This window comes from Protaetiibacter larvae, assembly GCF_008365275.1.
GTDB classification, from domain to species: Bacteria; Actinomycetota; Actinomycetes; order Actinomycetales; family Microbacteriaceae; genus Homoserinibacter; species Homoserinibacter larvae.
On sequence record NZ_CP043504.1, the window covers coordinates 371,190 to 390,168 of the forward strand.

Consider the following 18,979-nt stretch of genomic DNA (forward strand, 5'->3'; position numbering starts at 1 on the left):
GGTCGGCCGCTCGCCTCTGCGGCCGACCCTCAATCACGTCCGGGGCGGTCGACGCGTGGGAGCGCGAACGCCCCGGACGTGATGGGTTCTCGCACTCCCCCGGGTTCTCTCTAGAGTGAACCCGTGACCGACCGCGCCGACGCCATCAACACCTGGGAGTCGCTCTACCGCGCCCAGGTCGCCGTGCTGCGACAACTGCTCGCCGAGTTCCCCGACGACGAGGTCTCGTTCACCGAGTACGACGTGCTCTTCAACCTCTACCGCGAGCCCGGGCGCGCGCTGCGCATCCGCGACCTCAACAAGCACCTGCTGCTCACCCAGCCGAGCGTGAGCCGCCTCCTCGACCGGCTGGTCGCGCGCGGGCTCGTCGAGAAGAGCCCCGACCCGAGCGACGCCCGCGGCACCAATGTGACGCTCACCGAACGCGGAGCGGAGGTCTTCCGCCGGGTGGGCGCCCAGCACGGCCGATCCATCGTGGCGCGGATGTCGGTGCTGAGCCGCGAGGAGCAGGCGCGCCTCGCCGAGCTCACCGAGAAGCTGCGCGCGGGCGCGATCCCGAACTAGATCGGGGGGCGGCCGCCGATGAGCATCACGGCGCGCGCCGCCACGAGCACGCCGGCCCGACTCGCTGCGATCGGATCGCCCGAGCGCACCCAGTGCTCCAGGAAGCCCGCCGTGAAGGCGTCGCCCGCGCCCGTGGGGTCGACCGACCGCACGGCCGGCGCCGGCACGAGAACCGGATCCGCACCACGGGCCGAAACGAGCACCCCCTCCGAGGCGAGGGTCATGGCGACGATCGGGAAGTCCACCGTGAGGGCGCGCACCGCCGCCACGGCATCCTCCAGGCCGGTCAGCAGCCGCGCCTCCGCGAGGTTCGGGAACAGCAGCGTGGTGCCGGCGATCGCGCCCAGGAACGCGTCGACGCCGAAGTCGCTGAGGTACCCGACGGAGGCCGGGTTGACCGACACCGGGACGCCGGCCTCCGCGGCGCGATCGAGCAGCGCCCGCGCCCCACGCGCGCCGAAGCCGTCGAGGATGCTGTAGCCGCTCACGTGCAGCACGGCCGCCGCCGCAAGCAACTCGTCGGTGACCGTCTCCACCCGGAGCGCCGCGTTCGCCCCGCGCTCGGTGAGCATCGAGCGCTGCTCGCCCTCGACCACGATCACGATCGTTCCGGTGGGGATGCCGTGCTCGCGCTGCAGATGCGGCACCACCCCGACCTCGCGGAACTCGCGCTCGTGGGCGTCGGCGTCCGCCGATCCGACCGCACCCACGAAATCCACGGGCGCGTCGAGCGAACCCAGCCAGGCGGCCGTGTTGGCGGCCGACCCGCCGGAGCGCGGGCGGATGCTCGCGGGGGTGTCGGTGTCGGGTCGCTGCGGGATGCGCGGCACGGCGACGATGTCGTTGATGACGTCGCCGACCACGACGATCCGCTCGCCCGTCATCGACGCGCGCCGAGCCGAGACCACGCGGTCGCCACCTCGGCGGCGACGCGCACGTTGTTGCGCGCCAGGTCGAGGTTGACCTCGAGGCTCTTCCCGCCGGAGGCCTCGACGATGTAGCCGAGCAGGAACGGGGTGACCGCCTTGCCGCGCACCTCGGCCGCCTCGGCCGCGGCGAATGCCGTCGCGAGCACCCGGTCGTGCTCGGCGGGATCCCACTGCTGCGCGAGCGGGATGGGGTTCGCGAGCACGATGCCGCTCGTCGAGCCGAGGGCGTCGCGCGCCGCCATCACGGCCGCGACCTCCTCCGCGGTGTCGACCTTCCAGTCGAGCTGATAGCCGGACTCGCGCAGCCAGAACGCGGGGAACGCGGTCGTGCCGAATCCGATGACGGGCACCGAGAGCGTCTCCAGCCGCTCGAGCGTCGCCGGGATGTCGAGCACGCTCTTCACGCCCGCACTGACCACCGTGACCGGGCTCGTGGCGAGCGTGGTGAGGTCCGCCGACTCGTCGAAGGTCTCCGAGGCGCCACGGTGCACCCCGCCCAGGCCGCCCGTCGCGAACACGCGGACGCCGGCGAGCGCGGCCAGGTGCGCCGTCGCGGCGACCGTGGTGGCCCCCGAGCGACCGAGGGCGGCGAGGATCGGCAGGTCGCGCACCGAGGCCTTCGCGAGGTCCTCTTCGGCGATCCGGCGCACGCCCTCCGCGTCCAGCCCCACCTGCGGCACCCCGTCGAGCACCGCGATCGTCGCGGGCGTCACCCCGCGCTCGCGCAGGATCCCCTCGAACTCTCGAGCCGCCTCGTGGTTGCGGGGGCGCGGCAGGCCGTGGCTGATGATGGTCGACTCGAGGGCGACCACCGGGCGGCCCGCGGCGAGCGCGTCGGCGACCTCGGCGGAGACGTGGAAGGCGGTCATCCCTCCACTCTCACCTCGACGCCGGGCAGGATCTTGCCGGGGTTGAAGTTCTCGCCCGGGTCGGCGGAGGCGAAGAGCCCGCGCAGCACCGCCACGCCCTCCCGCGAGATGTCCTGCTCGAGCCACGGCGAATGCTCGACGCCCACGCCGTGATGGTGCGAGATCGTGGCGCCGTTGTCGACGAAGGCCTGCTGGATGGCCGACTTCACGAGGTCGTACTCACGCAGCGGCTCGTCGCCGAACACGAAGGCGAAGGTGAAGTAGAGGCACGCCCCCGAGTGGTACGAGTGCGAGAGGTGGCACATGATCCAGCCCTTGATGCCGAGCTCGGCATATGCACCGTTCGCGGCCGCGATCGTCGCGTCGTAGACCTGGGCGAGCTTGGACCACGGGGCGGCCGTCTCGGAGACGTCGCCCGCGGCACCCCGGTCGAGCAGGAAGTCGCGCAGGTAGGGGGTGTCGAACTTCTTCTGGTCGTAGAGCACCCCGGGACCCGTGCCGACGCCCATGCCGCCGTGCTGCTTCACGATCGCGCCCACGAGCTTCTTCTGGCGCTTGACGTGCGCGGCGCCGCCCTCGAAGCCGATGAACGAGAGGCAGATGTCGTCGAGGTTCCAGCCCTTGGATCTCATGATGCCCGGCAGCGCCTTCTCGGCGAGGAAGGCGTCGAAGCCGTGACGCTGCTTGCTCGTGGCGAGCGAGAATCCCGTCTCACGGGCGTCGGAGACGCGCGTGATGATCGGGGTGGCGTCCGACTCGGAGATCGCCTGCATCGCGGCGAGCCCCGCCGACCAGTTGGGGAAGAAGTACGCCTGGATGGTGCGCTCCTCGGCCACCCGGTGCACCTGGGCGGTGACCTCGGTGATGACGCCGAGGCGCCCCTCCGAGCCGACGATCATGTCCCGCACGCTCGGGCCCGTGGAGGCGGACGGGATGGCGGGGATCACGAGCACGCCGTCCGCGCCGTCGCGCGAAGGGCGCACGACGCGCAGGCCGCGCACGATCTGGGCGATGTCGCCGTACTTGTCGGATTGCATGCCGGAGGAGCGGGTGGCGGCCCAGCCGCCGATCGTCGAGTGGGTGAAGCTGTCGGGGAAGTGCCCGATCGTCCAGCCCTGGGCGTTGAGCTGCGCCTCCAGGTGCGGGCCGAGGGCACCGGCCTGGATGCGGGCGAGCCCCGACTCCGCGTCGATTGAGAGCACCTCGTCGAGGCGCCCGAGGTCGAGCGACAGCACCGTACGGGTCTCGTCGGCGCGCGGTTCGAGGGAGCCCGCGATGTTGCTGCCGCCGCCGAAGGGGATGATGACGGCGTCTTCCGCGACCGCCGCATCCACGACCTTCTGCACCTCCGCCTCGTCGGCCGGATACACGACCACGTCGACCGCGCGGGCGATCGCGTTGGAGCGGATGCGCACGAGGTCGCGCAGGCTCTTGCCGTAGCTGTGGACGACGCGCTCGAGCGGGTCGGTCGCGACGTGGTCCTCGCCGACGATGCCCGCGAGCGCCGCCACGAAGGCGGGACGGGCCGCGGATGCGGCGAGCGTGAGCGCGTCGAAGTCGGGCTGCTCCGCCTTCTGCGCGGTGGCGAGGTCGAGGCCGACCGCCTGCAGCACGAAGGGTGCGAACGCCGGCTTGTCCTCGTGGTGGAAGCCGACGCCTTCGACGCCCCATCCCCACCACTTCATGTGCTCGACATCGGTCACGATCTGCCTCCTTCGGGCGACGGGCTCTCCTCGGGCGACTGCGTCCCCGGCGACGCGCCCAGGATACGTGCTGCATGGGCCTCGTGCAGTCGCACGATCTCGGCGCGCAGGCGAGCGGTGAAGGCGACGGCCGTCTCGCCGTCCTGCGCCGCCATCGGCTCCCCGAACACGACGCCCACCGGCAGGCGCCCGGGCTTGGGCCAGTTCGAACCGCGCGGATGCGCGCGCCCGGCACCGATGAGGGCGACCGGCAGGCAGGGCACGCCGGCGGCGATCGCGAGGGATGCCGCCCCCGACTTGAAGTGGCCGAGCTCGCCGCTCTTGGAGCGGGTCCCCTCCGGGAACACCAGGAGCGGCACGCCGCGGTCCAGCAGTGAGCGCGCCGAGACGCTGCGCGGGTTCGCCCCCGAGCGGTCGACGGGGAAGGCGTTGAAGAACAGGGCCGTGAGGCCGCGCCGCCACCACACGTCGAAGAAGTAGTCGGCGGCGGCGCCCGCCGCGAGGTAGCGGGCGAGCTTGCGGGGCAGTGCACCGAGGATGAGCGGAGCGTCGAGGTGGCTCGAATGGTTGGCGACCACGACGAACGCCCTCGGCACGCTCTTCAGCTCCCGAGCGCCCACCACGGTCACATCCACGACGGACCAGGCGACCGGCTTCAGGATGAGTCGCTGAGCCACGAAGCGAGCCGCCGCCTGCGCCTTCGAGGTGAAGCGATCCCGGCGCGGCTTCTCGCCCTCGCCGGTGTCCGCCATGGGTTCAGGCTAGTCCCGCCTCATGCCGCGCGGATCACCGGTGGCGGGAGCCCGAGATCTTCCGCGAGACCCATCGCACGGTCGGGGCGGGCAGGTGCCGCAGCAGCCAGCTGAGGAAGCGGTAGCGGGCCGTCGGAGTCGAGAGCGCCTTGCCGCGGTCGACGTCCCGCAGGCATGCCGCGACGAGCCGGTCGGCGTTCAGCCACAGCCACGACGGGATCGACGACTTGCGGATGGATGCCCGGTCGTGGAACTCGGTGTGCACCCAGCCGGGCATGAGCGCCGTGACCGTGACGCCCGTGCCGTGCAGCTCGTTGGCGAGGCTCTCGCTGTAGACCCGCAGCCAGGCCTTGATCGAGGAGTACAGCCCCATCGAGAGGTACCCGGCCACGCTCGCGACGTTGACGATCGCGCCGTGCCCGCGCTCGCGCATCCCCGGCACCGCGGCGGCCGAGAGCACGAGCGGGGTGCGCACCATGACGTCGAGGGCGTCGTCGGCCTCGGCGAGATCCGGATCACCGAGCCGCGACTTCATGCCGTAGCCGGCATTGTTCACGAGCAGCTCGATCGGATGCTCGGCGTCGGCCAGTCGCGCGGCCACGCGGCCCACATCCGCGCGGTCGCCGAGATCCGCCACGAGAACCTCGACCTCGGTCCCCGTGGTGCGCAGCTCGGTCGCGAACTCCTCGAGCCGGGATGCCGTGCGGGCGACCAGCACGAGGTCGTAGCCGCGGGCGGCGAGGGCGCGGGCGAAGGCGGCGCCGATGCCGGCGGTGCCTCCCGTGACGAGGGCGATGGGCATGCGGCTCACGATAACCGCTCCGAGCGGGATGACCGCACTGCACGCAGCCCCCTGCAGCACACGAGCGGAATGCGCGGTGCGGTACGGTCAGTTCAGGCGCCCTCGGCCTGCACGCGCCGTCCAGGAAGGCTCACCACCGGCATGTCCTCGCGATCCACGACGGTCTCCACACCGTTCGACGTGCGCGAGTTCGCGCGCACCGCGCGAGGCAGCCACCGGGCGGAGATCGACACGGCCGCCATCGCCGACGCCACCCTCAGCACGGATGCCGTGCACCTCGTGCGGGTGCTCCGGGATCTCGAACGCGGCACCATGCACCGCCTGCGCAACCTGCTCGTGACGGCGACCCACAAGGACGCCCGCGTCACCGCCTTCCTCACCACCTGGGCCTTCGAGAAGTTCTGGATCGCCGACGCGCTCGACGCCGTGCTCGAGGCGGCAGGCGCCGCACCGGGTCCGCTCACCGGGCCCACTCGCCGCACGGCGGCCGAGCGCGCCGAACGCCGCGGACCCATCCTGCGGGCGCTCGCCGGCAACATCGCCGGCCCGCAGATCGTGGCCGCCCACGTGACCACGGGCCTCGTCGACGAGTGGATCAGCCAGGCCGCCTACCGCACCCTCGGCGAGGTGGCGGGCGTGCTGTCGGGGCTCGCGAGCAACCTCGTCACCCTCAAGGATCGGCACGTGCGCTTCCTCGCCGAGGAGGCGGAGCGCCGGCTCGCCGCGTCGGGCCGCGCGGTGAGACTCACCAAGAAGGCCATCGCGCAGGCCGCCTGGCCGATCGGCGCCACCGAGATCCCGGCCGCCGACCGCAGCTTCTTCGAGACCTTCGTGTTCGGCGATGCGGAGGGGCGCAGCGCCGTCGCCCGGATCGGCGAACGGCTCGCCGCCCTCCCCGGGCTGGGTGCCGCGCAGGGCGCGACGCTCACGGCGAGGCTCGTGCCGTGACGCCGAAACGCGCCGCGACCGAGCTCGGTCGCGCACACGTCTTCCTGACCGGGGGCACCGGATTCGTGGGCCAGGCGATCCTCGAACGTCTGCTGTCGTCGCACCCCGAGACCACCATCTCGCTGCTCGTGCGCACCAAGGGTTCGGCCGGCGGCGACGACCGCCTGCGCACCCTGCTGCGCAAGCCCGTCTTCCGCGCCTGGCGCGAGGCCGTCGGCGAGGAGGGAGTCGAGGCGGCTGTGCGGGACCGCATCCGCATCGTGGAGGGCGGGCTCGGCTCGGTGCCGGCGCTCCCGGGCGACCTGGATGTGGTGATCCACTCCGCCTCGACCGTGTCGTTCGACCCGCCCATCGACCAGGCCTTCGACACCAACGTCGGCGGCGCGATCGGACTCTACGAGGCTCTGCGCGCATCCGGGTCGACGCCCCACGTCGTGCACGTCTCCACCTGCTACGTGGGCGGGCTGCGCAAGGGCGTCGTGCCGGAGGCGCGGCTCGGCCACGAGGTCGACTGGCGCGCCGAGTACGCGGCGGCCACGAGCGCACGCGAGCGCGTCGAACTGCTCTCGCGCCAGAGCGAGCAGCTGCGCGCCTTCATGGAACGCGCCCGCGCCGAGCACGGCAAGGAGGGCCCCCAGGCGGTCGCCCGGGCGAGCGAGGAGGCCCGCGTCGCCTGGGTCACCGCGGCGCTCGTGGATGCCGGGCGCACGCGTGCCGAGAGCCTCGGCTGGACGGACGTCTACACGCTCACCAAGGCCTTCGCCGAGCGCGCGGCCGAAGAACTGTGGGCGGCCGAGGGCGGAAGCCTCTCGGTCGTACGGCCCGCGATCATCGAGTCGGCGCTCGCGCACCCGTTCCCCGGCTGGATCGACGGCTTCAAGGTGGCCGACCCGCTCATCCTCGCCTACGGCCGCGGCCTGCTGCCCGAGTTTCCGGGACTGCCCGACAGCGTGCTCGACCTCATCCCCGTCGACTTCGTGGTGAACGCGATCCTCGCCGCCGCCGCGAACCCGCCGACGGGAGCGCCCGAGTACTTCCATGTGAGCTCGGGCGCCTCCAACCCGCTGCCGTTCCACCGGATGTTCGAGAACGTCAACGCGTACTTCACGGCGAACCCGATGCCGAGCCCGGGCGACGGCGAGGTGCGGGTGCCCACCTGGCGCTTCCCCGGCGGACGCAAAGTGGAGCGCGCCCTGCGCCGCTCGCGCACCCGGCTGGAGCGCCGCGAACGCTGGCTCACCCGCCTGCCGTCCACCGCCCGCACCCGCGCGCAGCTCGCCGAGCTCGGCACCAAGAGAAGCGACCTCGAGACGCTCGAGAACTTCGCCGAGCTGTACCGCGCCTACGTGCAGACGGAGATCATCTTCGACGACACCAACACGCGCGCCCTGCACGCCGCCATCCCGAAGAAGGCGCAGGCCGACCGCGGTTTCGACATCGCCGCGATCGACTGGGAGGACTACCTCCAGCGCGTGCACTTCCCCGCCATCACAACCCTCACCCGCGCCTTCGCGCGCCGGCCGGAAGCCACCGGCACCGAGCGCCGCCCGGTCGCAGAGCTGCCGGAGCGCACGGATGTCGTGGCCGTCTTCGACCTCGAAGGCACCGTGGTCGACACCAACCTCGTGCAGCAGTACCTCTGGGTGCGCTCGGCCGGCTGGGGCTGGACCGCGTGGCCGGCCGCCGTCGTGTCGATCCTCGCCCAGCTGCCTGGACTCCTGCGCGCCGAGCGACGCGACCGCGGCGAGTTCATCCGCACCTTCCTGCGACGCTACGAGGGGATGTCGCAGGCGAGGCTCGAGAAGACGGTGCGCGGCGGCTACGCCGACACGATGCTCGGGCACACGGCGACCGCGGCACTCGAACGCGCCGCGGCCCACCGCGCCGCGGGACACCGCACGGTGCTCGTCACCGGATCCATCGGCACCCTCGCCGAGCCGGTCGCGGGCGCCTTCGACGAGGTCGTCGCGGGGGCCATGCACGTCAAGGACGACCAACTCACCGGCTACCTCGCCCGCCCGCCGATCGTCGACGAAGCGCGCGCGAACTGGCTGCGGCAGTACGCGGAGCGCGGCGGCTACGACCTCTCGGCCTCCTACGGCTACGGCGACAGCCACGCCGACCTCGTCTGGCTGGAGCTCGTCGGGCATCCGCACGCCGTCAACCCCGACAGCCGCCTGGCGCGCGAGGCAGGCCGCAGACGTTGGCGGATCGACACCTGGAAGCGGGGCTCGCGTTCCGCGAACCGTGCTTTGATGGTGGCGGAGGAGGGCTGAGCGCATGGCATTCGACATCGACCGCTACACCACGAACTCCGAAGCCGTCGCGTGGGGCGACCTCGACTTCGACACCTTCGAGACCCACCCGCTGCCCGAGAACACCCTCCGCACGCTGCGCTACATGTGCGACATCGAGTACCACACCGTCTGCTACCTGCGCGACCTGCTGACCACGCCGTCCCACAAGGAGCCCGAGGTGGGCGCCTTCATGACGATGTGGAACCGCGAGGAGTTCTGGCACGGCGAGGCGCTCGCCGCCGTGCTCGCCAAGCACGACATCACGGTCGACTTCGACCAGCTGAAGGCCACCCGGCTGAAGCTCGGCTGGAAGGACCGCCTCGACCCCATCAAGCAGTCCGTCATGGGCGGGCTCGTCGGCAACGACTTCGTGGCCGTGCACATGGCGTGGGGCGCCGCCAACGAGTGGTCGGCGAACGCCGCCTACCTGCGGATGGCGGAGCTCGAAGGGCATCCGGTGCTCGCCGAGCTGCTCAAGCGGATCGCCAAGCAGGAGACCCGGCACGTGGCCTTCTACGCCTCGCAGGCGCGCGACCGGCTCAACAGCTCGAAGAAGGCGCAGAAGATCGCGCGCTTCGCGCTGAGCCGCTTCTGGGGTCCCGTCGGATCCGGCGTGCAGGACGACGCCGAGGTGACCCACGTGATGAACCACCTGTTCTCGGGCCCCGACGGCCGCAAGCTCGTGCGCGACGTCGACTCGCACATCGCGAAACTGCCGGGCATGGAGGGCCTCACCATCGTCGAGGACTCGCTCGAGAAGCGCGGCATCGCCGCGTGACGCCGCACCGCTCCGGCGCCATCGCGCTCGACGTCGCCCTCTACCTCGTACTGCCGCTCGTCGGCCTGTTCGTGTGGGGCTGGGACTGGCGCCCCATCGTGCTGCTGTACTGGCTCGAGAACGTGACCATCGGCGGGGTGACCTTCATCACCCTGCGCCGCCGGGCGGCCGCGGGCGAGCCGGTGGGGATGCCGGCCTCGTTCTTCGTGATGCACTACGGCATCTTCACCTTCGTGCACGGGGTGTTCGTGATCGTGCTGATCTCGCTCATCCCGGTGATCACGAACACCCCGGCCGCCCCGTTCGACCCGCTGTGGGTCGTGCTGGCCTGGGTGCTGACCACGCTCATCCAGTGGTTCCTGGCCCTGCGCGCCGACCCGCCGCAGCCCGCAGGCGTGGGCCGCGCCTACGCGCGGGTGATCGCCCTGCACCTCACAATCCTGGGCGCGGTGTGGCTCATCGCGGCGTTCGGGCTGCCGGCGATCGTCGCCGTGTTCCTCGTCGTGCTGCACGCGGTCATCGACATCGCGGGGCTCGTGCTGGGTGCGCGGCTCACCCGCACGCGCGTGGCATCCTGAGTGCATGCTCCACTGGCGTAGCGCTGCCCTGGCCTCTCGGATCGTCTACGCGGCGGTCGCCCTCTGGGCCCTCGCCCTCATCCTGAACCTCGACCAGGGGCAGTTCAGCCTCGACGGCTTCGTGTTCTTCACCTCGCTGAGCAATCTGGCGTGCACGGTGTGGGCGGTCGTCTCGCTCGTCGTGACGGTGCGGGATGTGCGCCGCGAAGGATGGCGGGGCGCCTCGAGCCCCTCGCCGCGGGTCGCGGGCTACGTGCTCATGTCGATCCTCGTGACGATGCTCATCTACACGATCGTGCTCATCCCGACGGTGCCCCCCGAGGAGCGCTTCACCCCCGAGGACACCGTCGTGCACGTGATCGTGCCGATCCTCACCCTGCTCGACTGGCTGCTGTTCACCCCCAAGGGGCACCAGCGCTGGTTCGACCCGCTGCTGTGGGCGGTGCCGCCGTACCTGTACCTCGGCTGGGCGTTCCTGCACCACGCGCTCGGCGGCACCTTCGCGGGGCGCGACTACCCGTACCCGTTCATGAACGTCGACGAGATCGGCTGGGGCGGGTTCTTCCTCTACGTGCTCGTGCTGACGGTGGCGCTCGAGATCGTGGCGTACCTCATCCACGCGGTGGACCGGCTGCTGGGGCGCCGCGTGCGCCGGCCGGCGGAAGCGCTCGCGACGTGACCGAGCGGCGGCTGCCTGCGCGCGAGGCGATCCGCGAGGCCGCGGCGCGGCTGTTCCCGGTGAACGGCTACGCCGGCACCTCGGTGCGCGACATCGCGGGCGAAGCCGGAGTGGATGCCGCCCTCGTCATCCGCCACTTCGGGTCGAAGGAGCAGCTGTTCGTGACGATCATGCAGCTCGACCTCGACCACCAGCCGCTGATCGACGAGCCGATCGAGACGCTCGGCGAACGGTTCATCCAGTTCATCCTCGACGGCGCCGACCAGGTGCGCGGCACCTTCCTCGCGCTGCTGCGCGCGAGCGACTCGGACGGTGTGGCGCCGCGCCTGCGCGAGATGCACGACGCGGCGTTCGTGGCGCCGCTGCGCGCACGGCTCTCGGGGGCGGATGCCGAGCTGCGAGCGCGGCTCGCCGCGGCGCTCGTCGGGGGCCTGCTCTACAGCCTGTGGGTGGTCGGCGACGAGGAGTTGCTCGCCACCGACCACCGCGACATCGTGCGGCACTACGGCGCGCTGCTGCAGTCGTTGATCACACCCGCGCCGATCGAGTAGCCGCGCAGCGGCGCATCGCGATCAGCCGCCCCGCTACTGGACGGACCAGCCGCCGTCCGACGGCAGGATCGCGCCGTTGATGTTGACCGCGTCGTCCGACAGCAGGAAGGTGATCGAGGCCGCGAGCTGTTCCGCGGTCGCGAGCGTCGGGATCTGCATCTGGAAGGGCGAGAGCTTCGCCTGGCCCGACTCGGACACGTGCGGCGGGAACGGGATGCCCGTCGCCACGCCCCCCGGGGCGATCGCGTTCACCCGGATGCCGTCGCGCCCGTACATGAACGCGGCCGAGCGGGTGAGGCCGATGACGCCGTGCTTGGACACCGTGTACGCGTTGCCGGACGCGTTGCCGCGCAGGCCGGCCTCGGAGGTGATGTTGACGATCGAGCCGGCGTGCGCCTCGAGCATCGCGGGGATGACGGCACGGCTGAGCTTGAAGGTGCCCGTGAGGTTGACGCCGATCACGCGATCCCAGGTGGCGTCGCTCGTCTCGTGCAGCGGCGAGAAGTCGTCGTTGATGCCCGCGACGTTGGCGAGCGCGTCGATGCGGGATCCGGCGGCGGCGACGATCGCATCCACCGACTCCTGCTTCGTGATGTCGCCCGCGACGGTCACGATCTCGGCATCCGGCAGGGAGGCGGCGAGGTCGGCGAGCTTCTCGGCCGACACGTCCACGGCGATCACCCGACCGCCCTCGCGCGCGACGCGGGACGCCGTGGCGCGGCCGATGCCGGACGCGGCCCCGGTCACGATGACGGTCTTGCCGGTGAAGCGGCCCCCGGTGATGCGCTCGTTCCAGACGCCCTCTTCCTCGTCCGTCTCGCTCGCCTCGACGGCGACGCCGCCGTTGGCCTTCAGCACGAGCTCGTCGACGAGCGCCTGCGGCATCTGGCCGCCGCTCATCGCGACGAGGTTCTGCAGCGGGAGGAGTTTGACGGGGGTCAGCACCTTCTCGTCGACGCCGGCCTGGTCGAGGAGCTGGCGGATGAGCGGGCCGCCCACCGGATGCTTGAGCCAGGTGCCGATGGTCGACTTGGCGGAGAGTGGCTTGTCCTTGGCCATGATGCTTCCCTTTCGCTGCGACCTCGCCGTCGGGGTCGTCCCCTCAAGTCTGCGCGCCCCCTCCGCCGGGCGTCAACACTGTTGACAACCTCGCGGCATCCTCCCAGCCCCCACCCCAGAAATGCAGGAGTTTCGCATCCGCCGCCCCCAACCGCCGGGACCTCGGCCGTCAGCGGGGCGGATTCTCCTGCATTTCTGGGGTGGTGAGGAGGGACTCGACGGCGGAGGCGACCGCGTCGACACGCGCGTGATCCGCGAGGCCGCGGGTCACATACGCCATCGCGTAGCCGAGACGATCCGAGTACCAGGCGGCGCTGCCCCCGATGCCGCCCATCCCGACCTCCCCGCCGTCCACGCGGAAGCCGAGGCCCCACTCGACACGCTGCTGCAGGAAGCGGTCGACGCCCGCCGCCTGCCGGCTCACCGCCTCCTGCCGCAGTTCGGCGCCCAGCCACGCCGCGATCCTCCCGCCCGGATCCCGCAGATCGTCGGCGAAGCGGGCGAGCGAGACGGCGTCGGTCTGGGCGTTGATCGCCCCGAAGCACGTCCTCCGCCAGCGATCCGAGTTCGTCACCGCCGGGTCGAGCATCCCCGGCGGGCGCAGCAGGGCCTCCCGGCCGAACGCGGTGGCGAGGTAGCCATCCGCCCACGCCGGATCGAGCACCTCCAGCTCGGCGAGCATCCCGAGCTCGTCGTCGTCCACCCCGAAACGCACCCGCAGCCCGAGCACCCGGGAGAGCAGCCGCGCGCACCGCCGGATGGAGGGGGCGCCGGCCGCATGCAGGAGCCCCTCGACGAGGTGGCCGTAGGTGGCGGCATGCTCGGCGAGCTCCCGGCCCGGCTCGGTCTGCGGCGCCTGGTCGGCGAGGTCGCGGATGAGGCGCGCCGCATCGGTGGGATCGACCCCGTCCATCGCCGCGGAGAACACCGGCTTGCCCGCCGTGTGGCTCAGGATGTGGCGCAAGGTCGTCGGAGTGCTCGGCGAGTCGCGGTAGTCGCGCCACCACCGGACGATCGGGTCGTCGAGCGTCAGGAAGCCGGTGCGCACGGCGAGCAGCGCGGCGAGCGCCACGAACGGTTTGCCCGCCGAGTACACCTGCACGAGCGTCCCCGCGGTCCACGGCCGCCGAGCCGCCGCATCCGAGCTGCCGCCCCGCGCGATGAGGGTCGGGACCCCGTTGCACCACACGGCGACCTCGCCGCCCGGCTCGGCGCCGCTCTCGACGAGCTCGCGGAAGACCGCCTCGACCTGCTCCCACCCGGGTGCCCGCAGTTGCGTGCTCAGCATGGTGTCCGCTCCCCTGCCCGGGCCGCGACGACCCGTCGCTCCACGGTGGCGCGCTGCTGTTGCGCGCACCTTGCAGCCGCGGGCGGCGGCGATGCCGGCGGCGACAGGGCCGCGAAAGGTCGACACCGCAGGCTCGGCGCATGACTCGACCGTTCCCGCGCGCGCTCGCCGCGATCCTCGCGCTGACCGTCCCGACCGTCGCCGGACTCACGGGCTGCGCCCCCACCGCCCCCGACGCCGACGGTCGCCCCGGCCCCGTGGATGCGGCGGCCGCGGTCGCCGACGTGATCGAGTCCTCGGGCCTGCTGCAGCAGTTGCTGCTCGAGGTCGGCGGCATCCCGGACGCCGCGGACCAGATCACCGCGCTCACCCACCGCAACGACGAACTCGTGGCATCGGCCACGTCCGATGCGCAGCCGCCCGAGGACGCGCCGACGGCCGCCGCCGCGAGCGCGACCATCGAGCCCGCGTTCGCGCGCACACCGGGGAACGCCGCCGCGGACGCCCCCGCGTCGGCGTTCGGGGCGTACCTCGGACTTCTGCAACTGCCCGCGGTCGCCCGTGAGGGGCTGGAGGGGGCGGCGAACGGCGAGCCGGAGGCGGATGCCTCCACGACCGAGACCGCGGAGGGCGGCGAGCTCGCCATGCAGCTGCATTCTCGCTACGCCGACGGACGGCTGAACGCCGAGAGCTCGAGCCGGATGACCGCGGCATCCGGCGACGCGAGTCTGCTCGTCAGCTGGGACACGAAGATCGAGCTGCTCGCCTGCCCCGCATCCGACGGCACCCTCTCGGGTTCGCTCACCTTCGACGTGCAGACCTCCGTCACCTCGGGGGGCGTCGTGCGCGGCGCGAGCCTCGACGTGCTCGTGTCGCTCGCGGCGCAGGTCGACGACGACGCGCACGTCACGAGCATCACGCTGGGCATGGAGGGCGCCCTCCGGGAGTCGACGACCGGATCGGAGGGGTCCACGAGCGCCTACCTCGACGGCGGCGGCACCTTCACCTCGCGCAGCTTCGCCCCCGGCGAGGACTTCCGGTACACGGGCGACGGCGGCATCCGGCGCGCGAGCCAGCATGCGACGTCGGCCCAGAAGGAGCTCTTCATCGCGGCCCTCACCGACGCCGCCGTCGGCCTCGGCGCGATCGTGCTCGACGACGTCGAGCGCTTCTTCCGCGGCGGCAGCTGCATCGACGTGCTCGTCACCCCGGGGCCGGACGCCTACCAGGACGCCGGCCAGAGCCTCGAGCAGGAGATCACCGGGCGCAGCACGGTCGACGGCGAGGAGGTCGAGGGCCGCGCGTCCGCGGAGCTGCAGGACGGTGGCGCATCCGTGTCCCCCTCCGCCGAGCTCGCGCCGACGCCCGCGCGCGTGCGCTACACCGGACCGTCCGAGTCGGACGGCACGGGATCGGTCCACTATCGGCTCGTCTCGCGACGCGGGATCGGCCTGCTCGACCTCGACTACGCGCTCGCGGATGCCTGGGTGCTCGACCAGAGCTGGGACGGCGTGCGCTACACGGCGACCAAGTGCGGGGGGCTCGACGGCGAGTGGACGGTCACCCGGAAGGGGACGCCGAGCGGCAACGGGGGCTCGCTCTCCGGCACGATCACGTTCGACCTGGATCCCGTGGGCCTCATCGGCTACCTCACCGAGTCGTCGACCCTGAGCTTCGGCTCCGACGTGATGCACGGCACCTGGACGGGCATGGCGAGCCTCGAGCGCATCGATGACGCCACGGTCGAGCTCGAGCTCGACTACGAGTCCGGCACGGTGGAGTACGACGGCATCTCCGCCTCGGCTGGGGAGGTGCTCGATCCGCCGATCATGGTGCTGCACCGCGGTCAGGGCGGGGCGTGCGCGGCGGGCCGATCCGGGGCCTGACGGCCGCGCCTCAGCCGTCCGGATTCTGCAGCACGAGCTCCCCGGCGAGCACCGCCGAACCGGGCTCGAGCATCCGCAGCGCGCTGATGCCCCGCAGCCGCTCGGGGGCCGCCGCATCGGTGACGTAGCCGAGCACGACGCCGTTGCCGGGCACCGCGCGAGCCCACTCGCGCGAGACGGGCGCGACCTCGGCGACCGCCACCAGGTGGGGCACAAGCCCCCCGCTGAGGATCGCCGTGACCTCGCCGTCGAAGACCGCGTGGCCCCGGGGAGGGAGTCGCGCATCGACCGGCGGATCGTAGGGCGCCTCGAGCGGCACCCAGCCGCCGTCCACGAGGGCGTCCATGGCGCGGGCCGACCGCGGGTCGTCGTGGGAGATCCACACGACGATCGCCGCCGTGCGCTCCGGTCCGACGAGGCTGAACTCGATCGTCGCCCGCGGTGGGGCGAGGCGACGACCGAGCGCCATCAGTGCTCCCGGGCGTTCTCGAGCTCCGTGCGCGTCACCGGGGCGATGCGCTCCTCGAAGAACAGGCGGGAGAGCACCCCGCGGATGCGGGTGGCGAGGCGGATCCGCCCGTTCTCGTCCGGGCGCACCACGAGCGGCGCGTACTCGTGGTAGTCCAGGAGCCGCCAGCGCTCGTACTCGGAGAGCTGCTCGTGCACCTCCTCGTAGCGTCCGCCCGGCATCCGGACGATGCGCCCGGTCTCGTAACCGTGCAGCACGATCTCGCGATCCTTCTTCTGCAGCGCGAAGCACACCCGCCGTGCGACGACGAACGCGATGACCGGTCCGGCGAACAGCAGCAGCTGGATGGTGAGTGTCACCCCCTCGACGGCGAGCCGGAAGTGGGTCGAAATGAGGTCGGAGCTCGCCGCCGCCCACATGACGGCGTAGAAGGTGACGCCGGCGGCGCCGATCGCCGTGCGCATCGGAGCGTTCCGCGGCCGGTCGGCGAGGTGATGCTCGCGCTTGTCGCCCGTGATGAACGCCTCGAGGAAGGGGTAGAACGCCACCGAGGCGAGGAACAGCATGAGCACGACCACGGGGATGAAGATGTTGAGCGACAGCGTGTAGCCGAACAGGTCGAGCTCCCACCCCGGCGGCACGAGCCGCAGCACGCCATCGGCGAAGCCGATGTACCAGTCCGGCTGGGTTCCGGCCGACACCGGGGACGGGTCGTAGGGTCCGTAGTTCCAGATCGGATTGATGGTGACCGTCGCGGCGAGCAGCATGATCGCGCCGAACACGATGAAGAAGAAGCCGCCCGCCTTGCCGGCGTAGGCCGGCAGGATCGGCTGGCCCACGACGTTGTGCTGGGTACGGCCGGGACCGGCGAACTGGGTGTGCTTGTGCAGGAACACCATCACGAGATGCACCCCGATCAGGGCGAGCAGGATGGCCGGGATGAGCAGGATGTGCAGCGCGTAGAAGCGCCCCACGATCGCCTCGCCGGGGAACTCGCCCCCGAACAGCAGGTACGAGATCCAGGTGCCGACGACCGGGATGCCCTTCGCGATCCCGTCGGCGATGCGCAGACCGTTGCCCGAGAGCAGGTCGTCGGGCAGCGAGTAGCCCGTGAAGCCTTCCGCCATCGCGAGCACGAAGAGCAGGAAGCCGAATACCCAGTTCAACTCGCGCGGCTTGCGGAAGGCGCCCGTGAAGAAGATGCGCAGCATGTGCAGCCCGATCGAGGACACGAACAGCAGCGCCGCCCAGTGGTGCGCCTGCCGCATGAGGAGGCCGCCGCGGATATCGAAGCTGATGTCGAGGGTCGATGCCATGGCCGCCGACATCTCCACCCCCTTGAGGGTCGGGTAGGAGCCCTCGTAGATGACCGGGGCCATCGAGGCCTGGAAGAAGAAGGTGAGGAAGGTGCCGGTGAGCAGCAGCGCGACGAAGCTGTAGAGCGCGACCTCGCCGAGCAGGAACGACCAGTGGTCGGGGAAGATCTTGCGTCCGAGTCCCGCGACGGCGCCCGAGATCGAGGTGCGGTCGTCGAGCCAGCGGGCGAGGCGCGTCGTGACGCCGCCTCCGGTGGTGGGTGCCATGGGTCCTCCTAGTCGTGCGCCCAGGCGCGAGGGATCAGGCCGTAGCCGGTGCCCAGCAGGGCGACCAGCAGCATCCCGACGGTGAACACGCCGTCGACCGGCGGCGCGAGGATCGTGGCGACGAGCGAGCCGCACCAGATCGTCGCGGGCAGCGAGGCCGCCAGCCCGGCGACGGTGAGCACGCTCCGTCGGCCACGCCGGCCGGCCCGCAGCTCGGCGGCGAGGACGCCGACGCCCGCGAGCACGAGCAGCGCCGCGACCGCGAACGCCGCGTCGGTCGGCACCGTCCAGACCGCCTCGCCGCCCTCCCAGCGCAGCGGGATCCGCTCGGGAACCACACCCCACAGCGAGAGGCGGACCGCGCCCTGGACGACGAGCGGGAGGCTCATGAGAGCGAGCAGACCGGGAAGCGCGCCCGGGCGGGTGGATGCCGTCACCTGCCCAGGGTGGGCGGGCGGGCTTTCACGGCCCTTGCATCGCGGAGGCCGGTCGACGCAAGCCCGATGACAGGGCGGTCTCGCACCATGATCGGGCACCGGCATCCGCGCCGGCGCAGGAAGGCCCGACCATGACGAGGCTCCCGCTCCCCGAACCGCTGCCGCTGCTCGCGCCCCTGCGCGCGCTCGACGAGAGCCGCGTCTCGATCACGGAGTTCCCCCACCACCGGCTGCGGTTGACGATCGACCACGAGCCGCTCCGCGGGATCACCCCCGAGATGCTGCTGTGGTGGTTCCGGAACATCGGCCATCCGATGGAGTACGCGGGCGCCACGGTGCCCCGCTATCGCGTGTGGCATCCGCTCGACCACATCCATTGGGAGCTGAACCGGACGGCGCGCGACGGCAGCGTCGGCGAGGGCGCGCGCTTCCGGATCGTCGAGGCGATGGGACGCGACGAGCGCTACTACATCGACAGCGTCGACCGGGTCGAGAAGCTCGACCTCACCGGCATCCGCCTCGTGCTGCGGATCGCCGGCGCCCAGTTCTTCCAGCTGGAGCACAGCTGGTCGCGGGCCGAGGGCGCCACCCACTACACGAGCGTCATGGACCTCGGCGGCCGTTGGGCGCTCGGCGCCCCGATCAACGCCTACCTGCGTGCGCGGGTCTTCGTGCCCGGCATGGAGCGCGCCTGGCTGCAGCACAACATCGAGGAGGTCGGCTACTTCGAGCAGTTCCTCCCCGAGCTCTACCGCCTCCACCATCCCGCGGCCGTCGTCCGCTGACCGCCCGCCCGATCCCGCAACC

19 protein-coding genes are annotated in these 18,979 nt (G+C 71.9%); 9 read left to right on the forward strand and 10 right to left on the reverse strand.

The features are described from left to right. Positions 1 to 123 precede the first annotated feature (123 nt). Positions 124 to 564: a MarR family winged helix-turn-helix transcriptional regulator gene (locus FLP23_RS01750; RefSeq protein WP_149324283.1), complete on the forward strand. Its 441-nt coding sequence runs from the start codon at positions 124 to 126 to the stop codon at positions 562 to 564. Here FLP23_RS01750 and FLP23_RS01755 read toward each other — a convergent pair. Genes FLP23_RS01755 through FLP23_RS01775 form a run of 5 tightly spaced genes read right to left on the reverse strand, consistent with a single transcriptional unit; the run spans position 561 to position 5,619 of the window. After that, a complete protein-coding gene (locus tag FLP23_RS01755) occupies positions 561 to 1,448 on the reverse strand; it encodes a carbohydrate kinase family protein (RefSeq protein WP_149324284.1) in 888 nt (295 codons plus the stop codon). The genes FLP23_RS01750 and FLP23_RS01755 overlap by 4 nt on opposite strands. Further along, positions 1,445 to 2,362: a pseudouridine-5'-phosphate glycosidase gene (locus FLP23_RS01760; protein WP_149324285.1), complete on the reverse strand. Its 918-nt coding sequence runs from the start codon at positions 2,360 to 2,362 to the stop codon at positions 1,445 to 1,447. Before FLP23_RS01760 ends, FLP23_RS01755 begins: the two co-directional genes overlap by 4 nt. Next, positions 2,359 to 4,065, reverse strand: a complete 1,707-nt coding sequence (locus FLP23_RS01765) for an FAD-binding oxidoreductase (RefSeq protein WP_149324286.1) — start codon at positions 4,063 to 4,065, stop codon at positions 2,359 to 2,361. The genes FLP23_RS01760 and FLP23_RS01765 overlap by 4 nt, the downstream gene beginning before the upstream one ends. Beyond that, complete coding sequence (locus FLP23_RS01770; protein ID WP_149324287.1) at positions 4,062 to 4,817, reverse strand: lysophospholipid acyltransferase family protein; 756 nt, start codon at positions 4,815 to 4,817, stop codon at positions 4,062 to 4,064. The genes FLP23_RS01765 and FLP23_RS01770 overlap by 4 nt, the downstream gene beginning before the upstream one ends. Positions 4,818 to 4,851: 34 nt before the next feature. Then, complete coding sequence (locus FLP23_RS01775) at positions 4,852 to 5,619, reverse strand: SDR family NAD(P)-dependent oxidoreductase (protein ID WP_149324288.1); 768 nt, start codon at positions 5,617 to 5,619, stop codon at positions 4,852 to 4,854. A 141-nt stretch (positions 5,620 to 5,760) separates the two neighbouring features. Here FLP23_RS01775 and FLP23_RS01780 point away from each other — a divergent pair, with 141 nt between their 5' ends. Genes FLP23_RS01780 through FLP23_RS01805 form a run of 6 tightly spaced genes read left to right on the forward strand, consistent with a single transcriptional unit; the run spans position 5,761 to position 11,450 of the window. Continuing rightward, positions 5,761 to 6,567, forward strand: a complete 807-nt coding sequence (locus FLP23_RS01780) for a hypothetical protein (RefSeq protein ID WP_149324289.1) — start codon at positions 5,761 to 5,763, stop codon at positions 6,565 to 6,567. After that, a complete protein-coding gene (locus FLP23_RS01785; RefSeq protein WP_149324290.1) occupies positions 6,564 to 8,843 on the forward strand; it encodes an SDR family oxidoreductase in 2,280 nt (759 codons plus the stop codon). Before FLP23_RS01780 ends, FLP23_RS01785 begins: the two co-directional genes overlap by 4 nt. A 4-nt stretch (positions 8,844 to 8,847) precedes the next feature. Beyond that, positions 8,848 to 9,642 (forward strand): ferritin family protein, encoded by a 795-nt coding sequence (locus FLP23_RS01790; RefSeq protein WP_149324291.1) that lies wholly within the window; start codon positions 8,848 to 8,850, stop codon positions 9,640 to 9,642. Beyond that, positions 9,639 to 10,220: a DUF6498-containing protein gene (locus tag FLP23_RS01795; RefSeq protein ID WP_149324292.1), complete on the forward strand. Its 582-nt coding sequence runs from the start codon at positions 9,639 to 9,641 to the stop codon at positions 10,218 to 10,220. The genes FLP23_RS01790 and FLP23_RS01795 overlap by 4 nt, the downstream gene beginning before the upstream one ends. Positions 10,221 to 10,224: 4 nt before the next feature. Then, positions 10,225 to 10,899, forward strand: a complete 675-nt coding sequence (locus tag FLP23_RS01800; protein WP_149324293.1) for a Pr6Pr family membrane protein — start codon at positions 10,225 to 10,227, stop codon at positions 10,897 to 10,899. Beyond that, the gene (locus FLP23_RS01805; RefSeq protein WP_149324294.1) at positions 10,896 to 11,450 is read left to right on the forward strand and encodes a TetR/AcrR family transcriptional regulator; all 555 of its coding nucleotides are present in this window, start codon (positions 10,896 to 10,898) and stop codon (positions 11,448 to 11,450) included. Before FLP23_RS01800 ends, FLP23_RS01805 begins: the two co-directional genes overlap by 4 nt. 33 nt (positions 11,451 to 11,483) lie before the next feature. Here FLP23_RS01805 and FLP23_RS01810 read toward each other — a convergent pair whose 3' ends face one another. Continuing rightward, the gene (locus FLP23_RS01810) at positions 11,484 to 12,509 is read right to left on the reverse strand and encodes an SDR family NAD(P)-dependent oxidoreductase (protein WP_149324295.1); all 1,026 of its coding nucleotides are present in this window, start codon (positions 12,507 to 12,509) and stop codon (positions 11,484 to 11,486) included. A 169-nt stretch (positions 12,510 to 12,678) separates the two neighbouring features. Further along, positions 12,679 to 13,797 (reverse strand): serine hydrolase domain-containing protein, encoded by a 1,119-nt coding sequence (locus FLP23_RS01815; protein ID WP_149324296.1) that lies wholly within the window; start codon positions 13,795 to 13,797, stop codon positions 12,679 to 12,681. 140 nt (positions 13,798 to 13,937) lie between these two features. Between FLP23_RS01815 and FLP23_RS01820 the strand changes: the two genes are divergently transcribed. Then, positions 13,938 to 15,683, forward strand: coding sequence for a hypothetical protein (locus FLP23_RS01820; protein ID WP_149324297.1), 1,746 nt, complete (start codon positions 13,938 to 13,940; stop codon positions 15,681 to 15,683). Positions 15,684 to 15,693: 10 nt separating this feature from the next. Here the strand turns inward: FLP23_RS01820 and FLP23_RS01825 are convergent, their stop codons facing one another. The 3 genes from FLP23_RS01825 to FLP23_RS01835 are packed head-to-tail and all read right to left on the reverse strand — an operon-like array spanning position 15,694 to position 18,172. After that, the gene (locus FLP23_RS01825) at positions 15,694 to 16,152 is read right to left on the reverse strand and encodes a hypothetical protein (RefSeq protein ID WP_149324298.1); all 459 of its coding nucleotides are present in this window, start codon (positions 16,150 to 16,152) and stop codon (positions 15,694 to 15,696) included. After that, on the reverse strand, positions 16,152 to 17,735 hold the full coding sequence (gene qcrB / locus FLP23_RS01830) for a cytochrome bc1 complex cytochrome b subunit (RefSeq protein ID WP_149324299.1): 1,584 nt from the start codon (positions 17,733 to 17,735) through the stop codon (positions 16,152 to 16,154). The genes FLP23_RS01825 and qcrB overlap by 1 nt, the downstream gene beginning before the upstream one ends. 8 nt (positions 17,736 to 17,743) lie before the next feature. Further along, positions 17,744 to 18,172, reverse strand: a complete 429-nt coding sequence (locus FLP23_RS01835) for a hypothetical protein (protein ID WP_149324300.1) — start codon at positions 18,170 to 18,172, stop codon at positions 17,744 to 17,746. Positions 18,173 to 18,303: 131 nt separating this feature from the next. On the opposite strand from FLP23_RS01835, the gene FLP23_RS01840 reads away from it, so the two are divergent. Further along, positions 18,304 to 18,957, forward strand: a complete 654-nt coding sequence (locus FLP23_RS01840) for a hypothetical protein (protein WP_149324301.1) — start codon at positions 18,304 to 18,306, stop codon at positions 18,955 to 18,957. Positions 18,958 to 18,979: the final 22 nt, after the last annotated feature.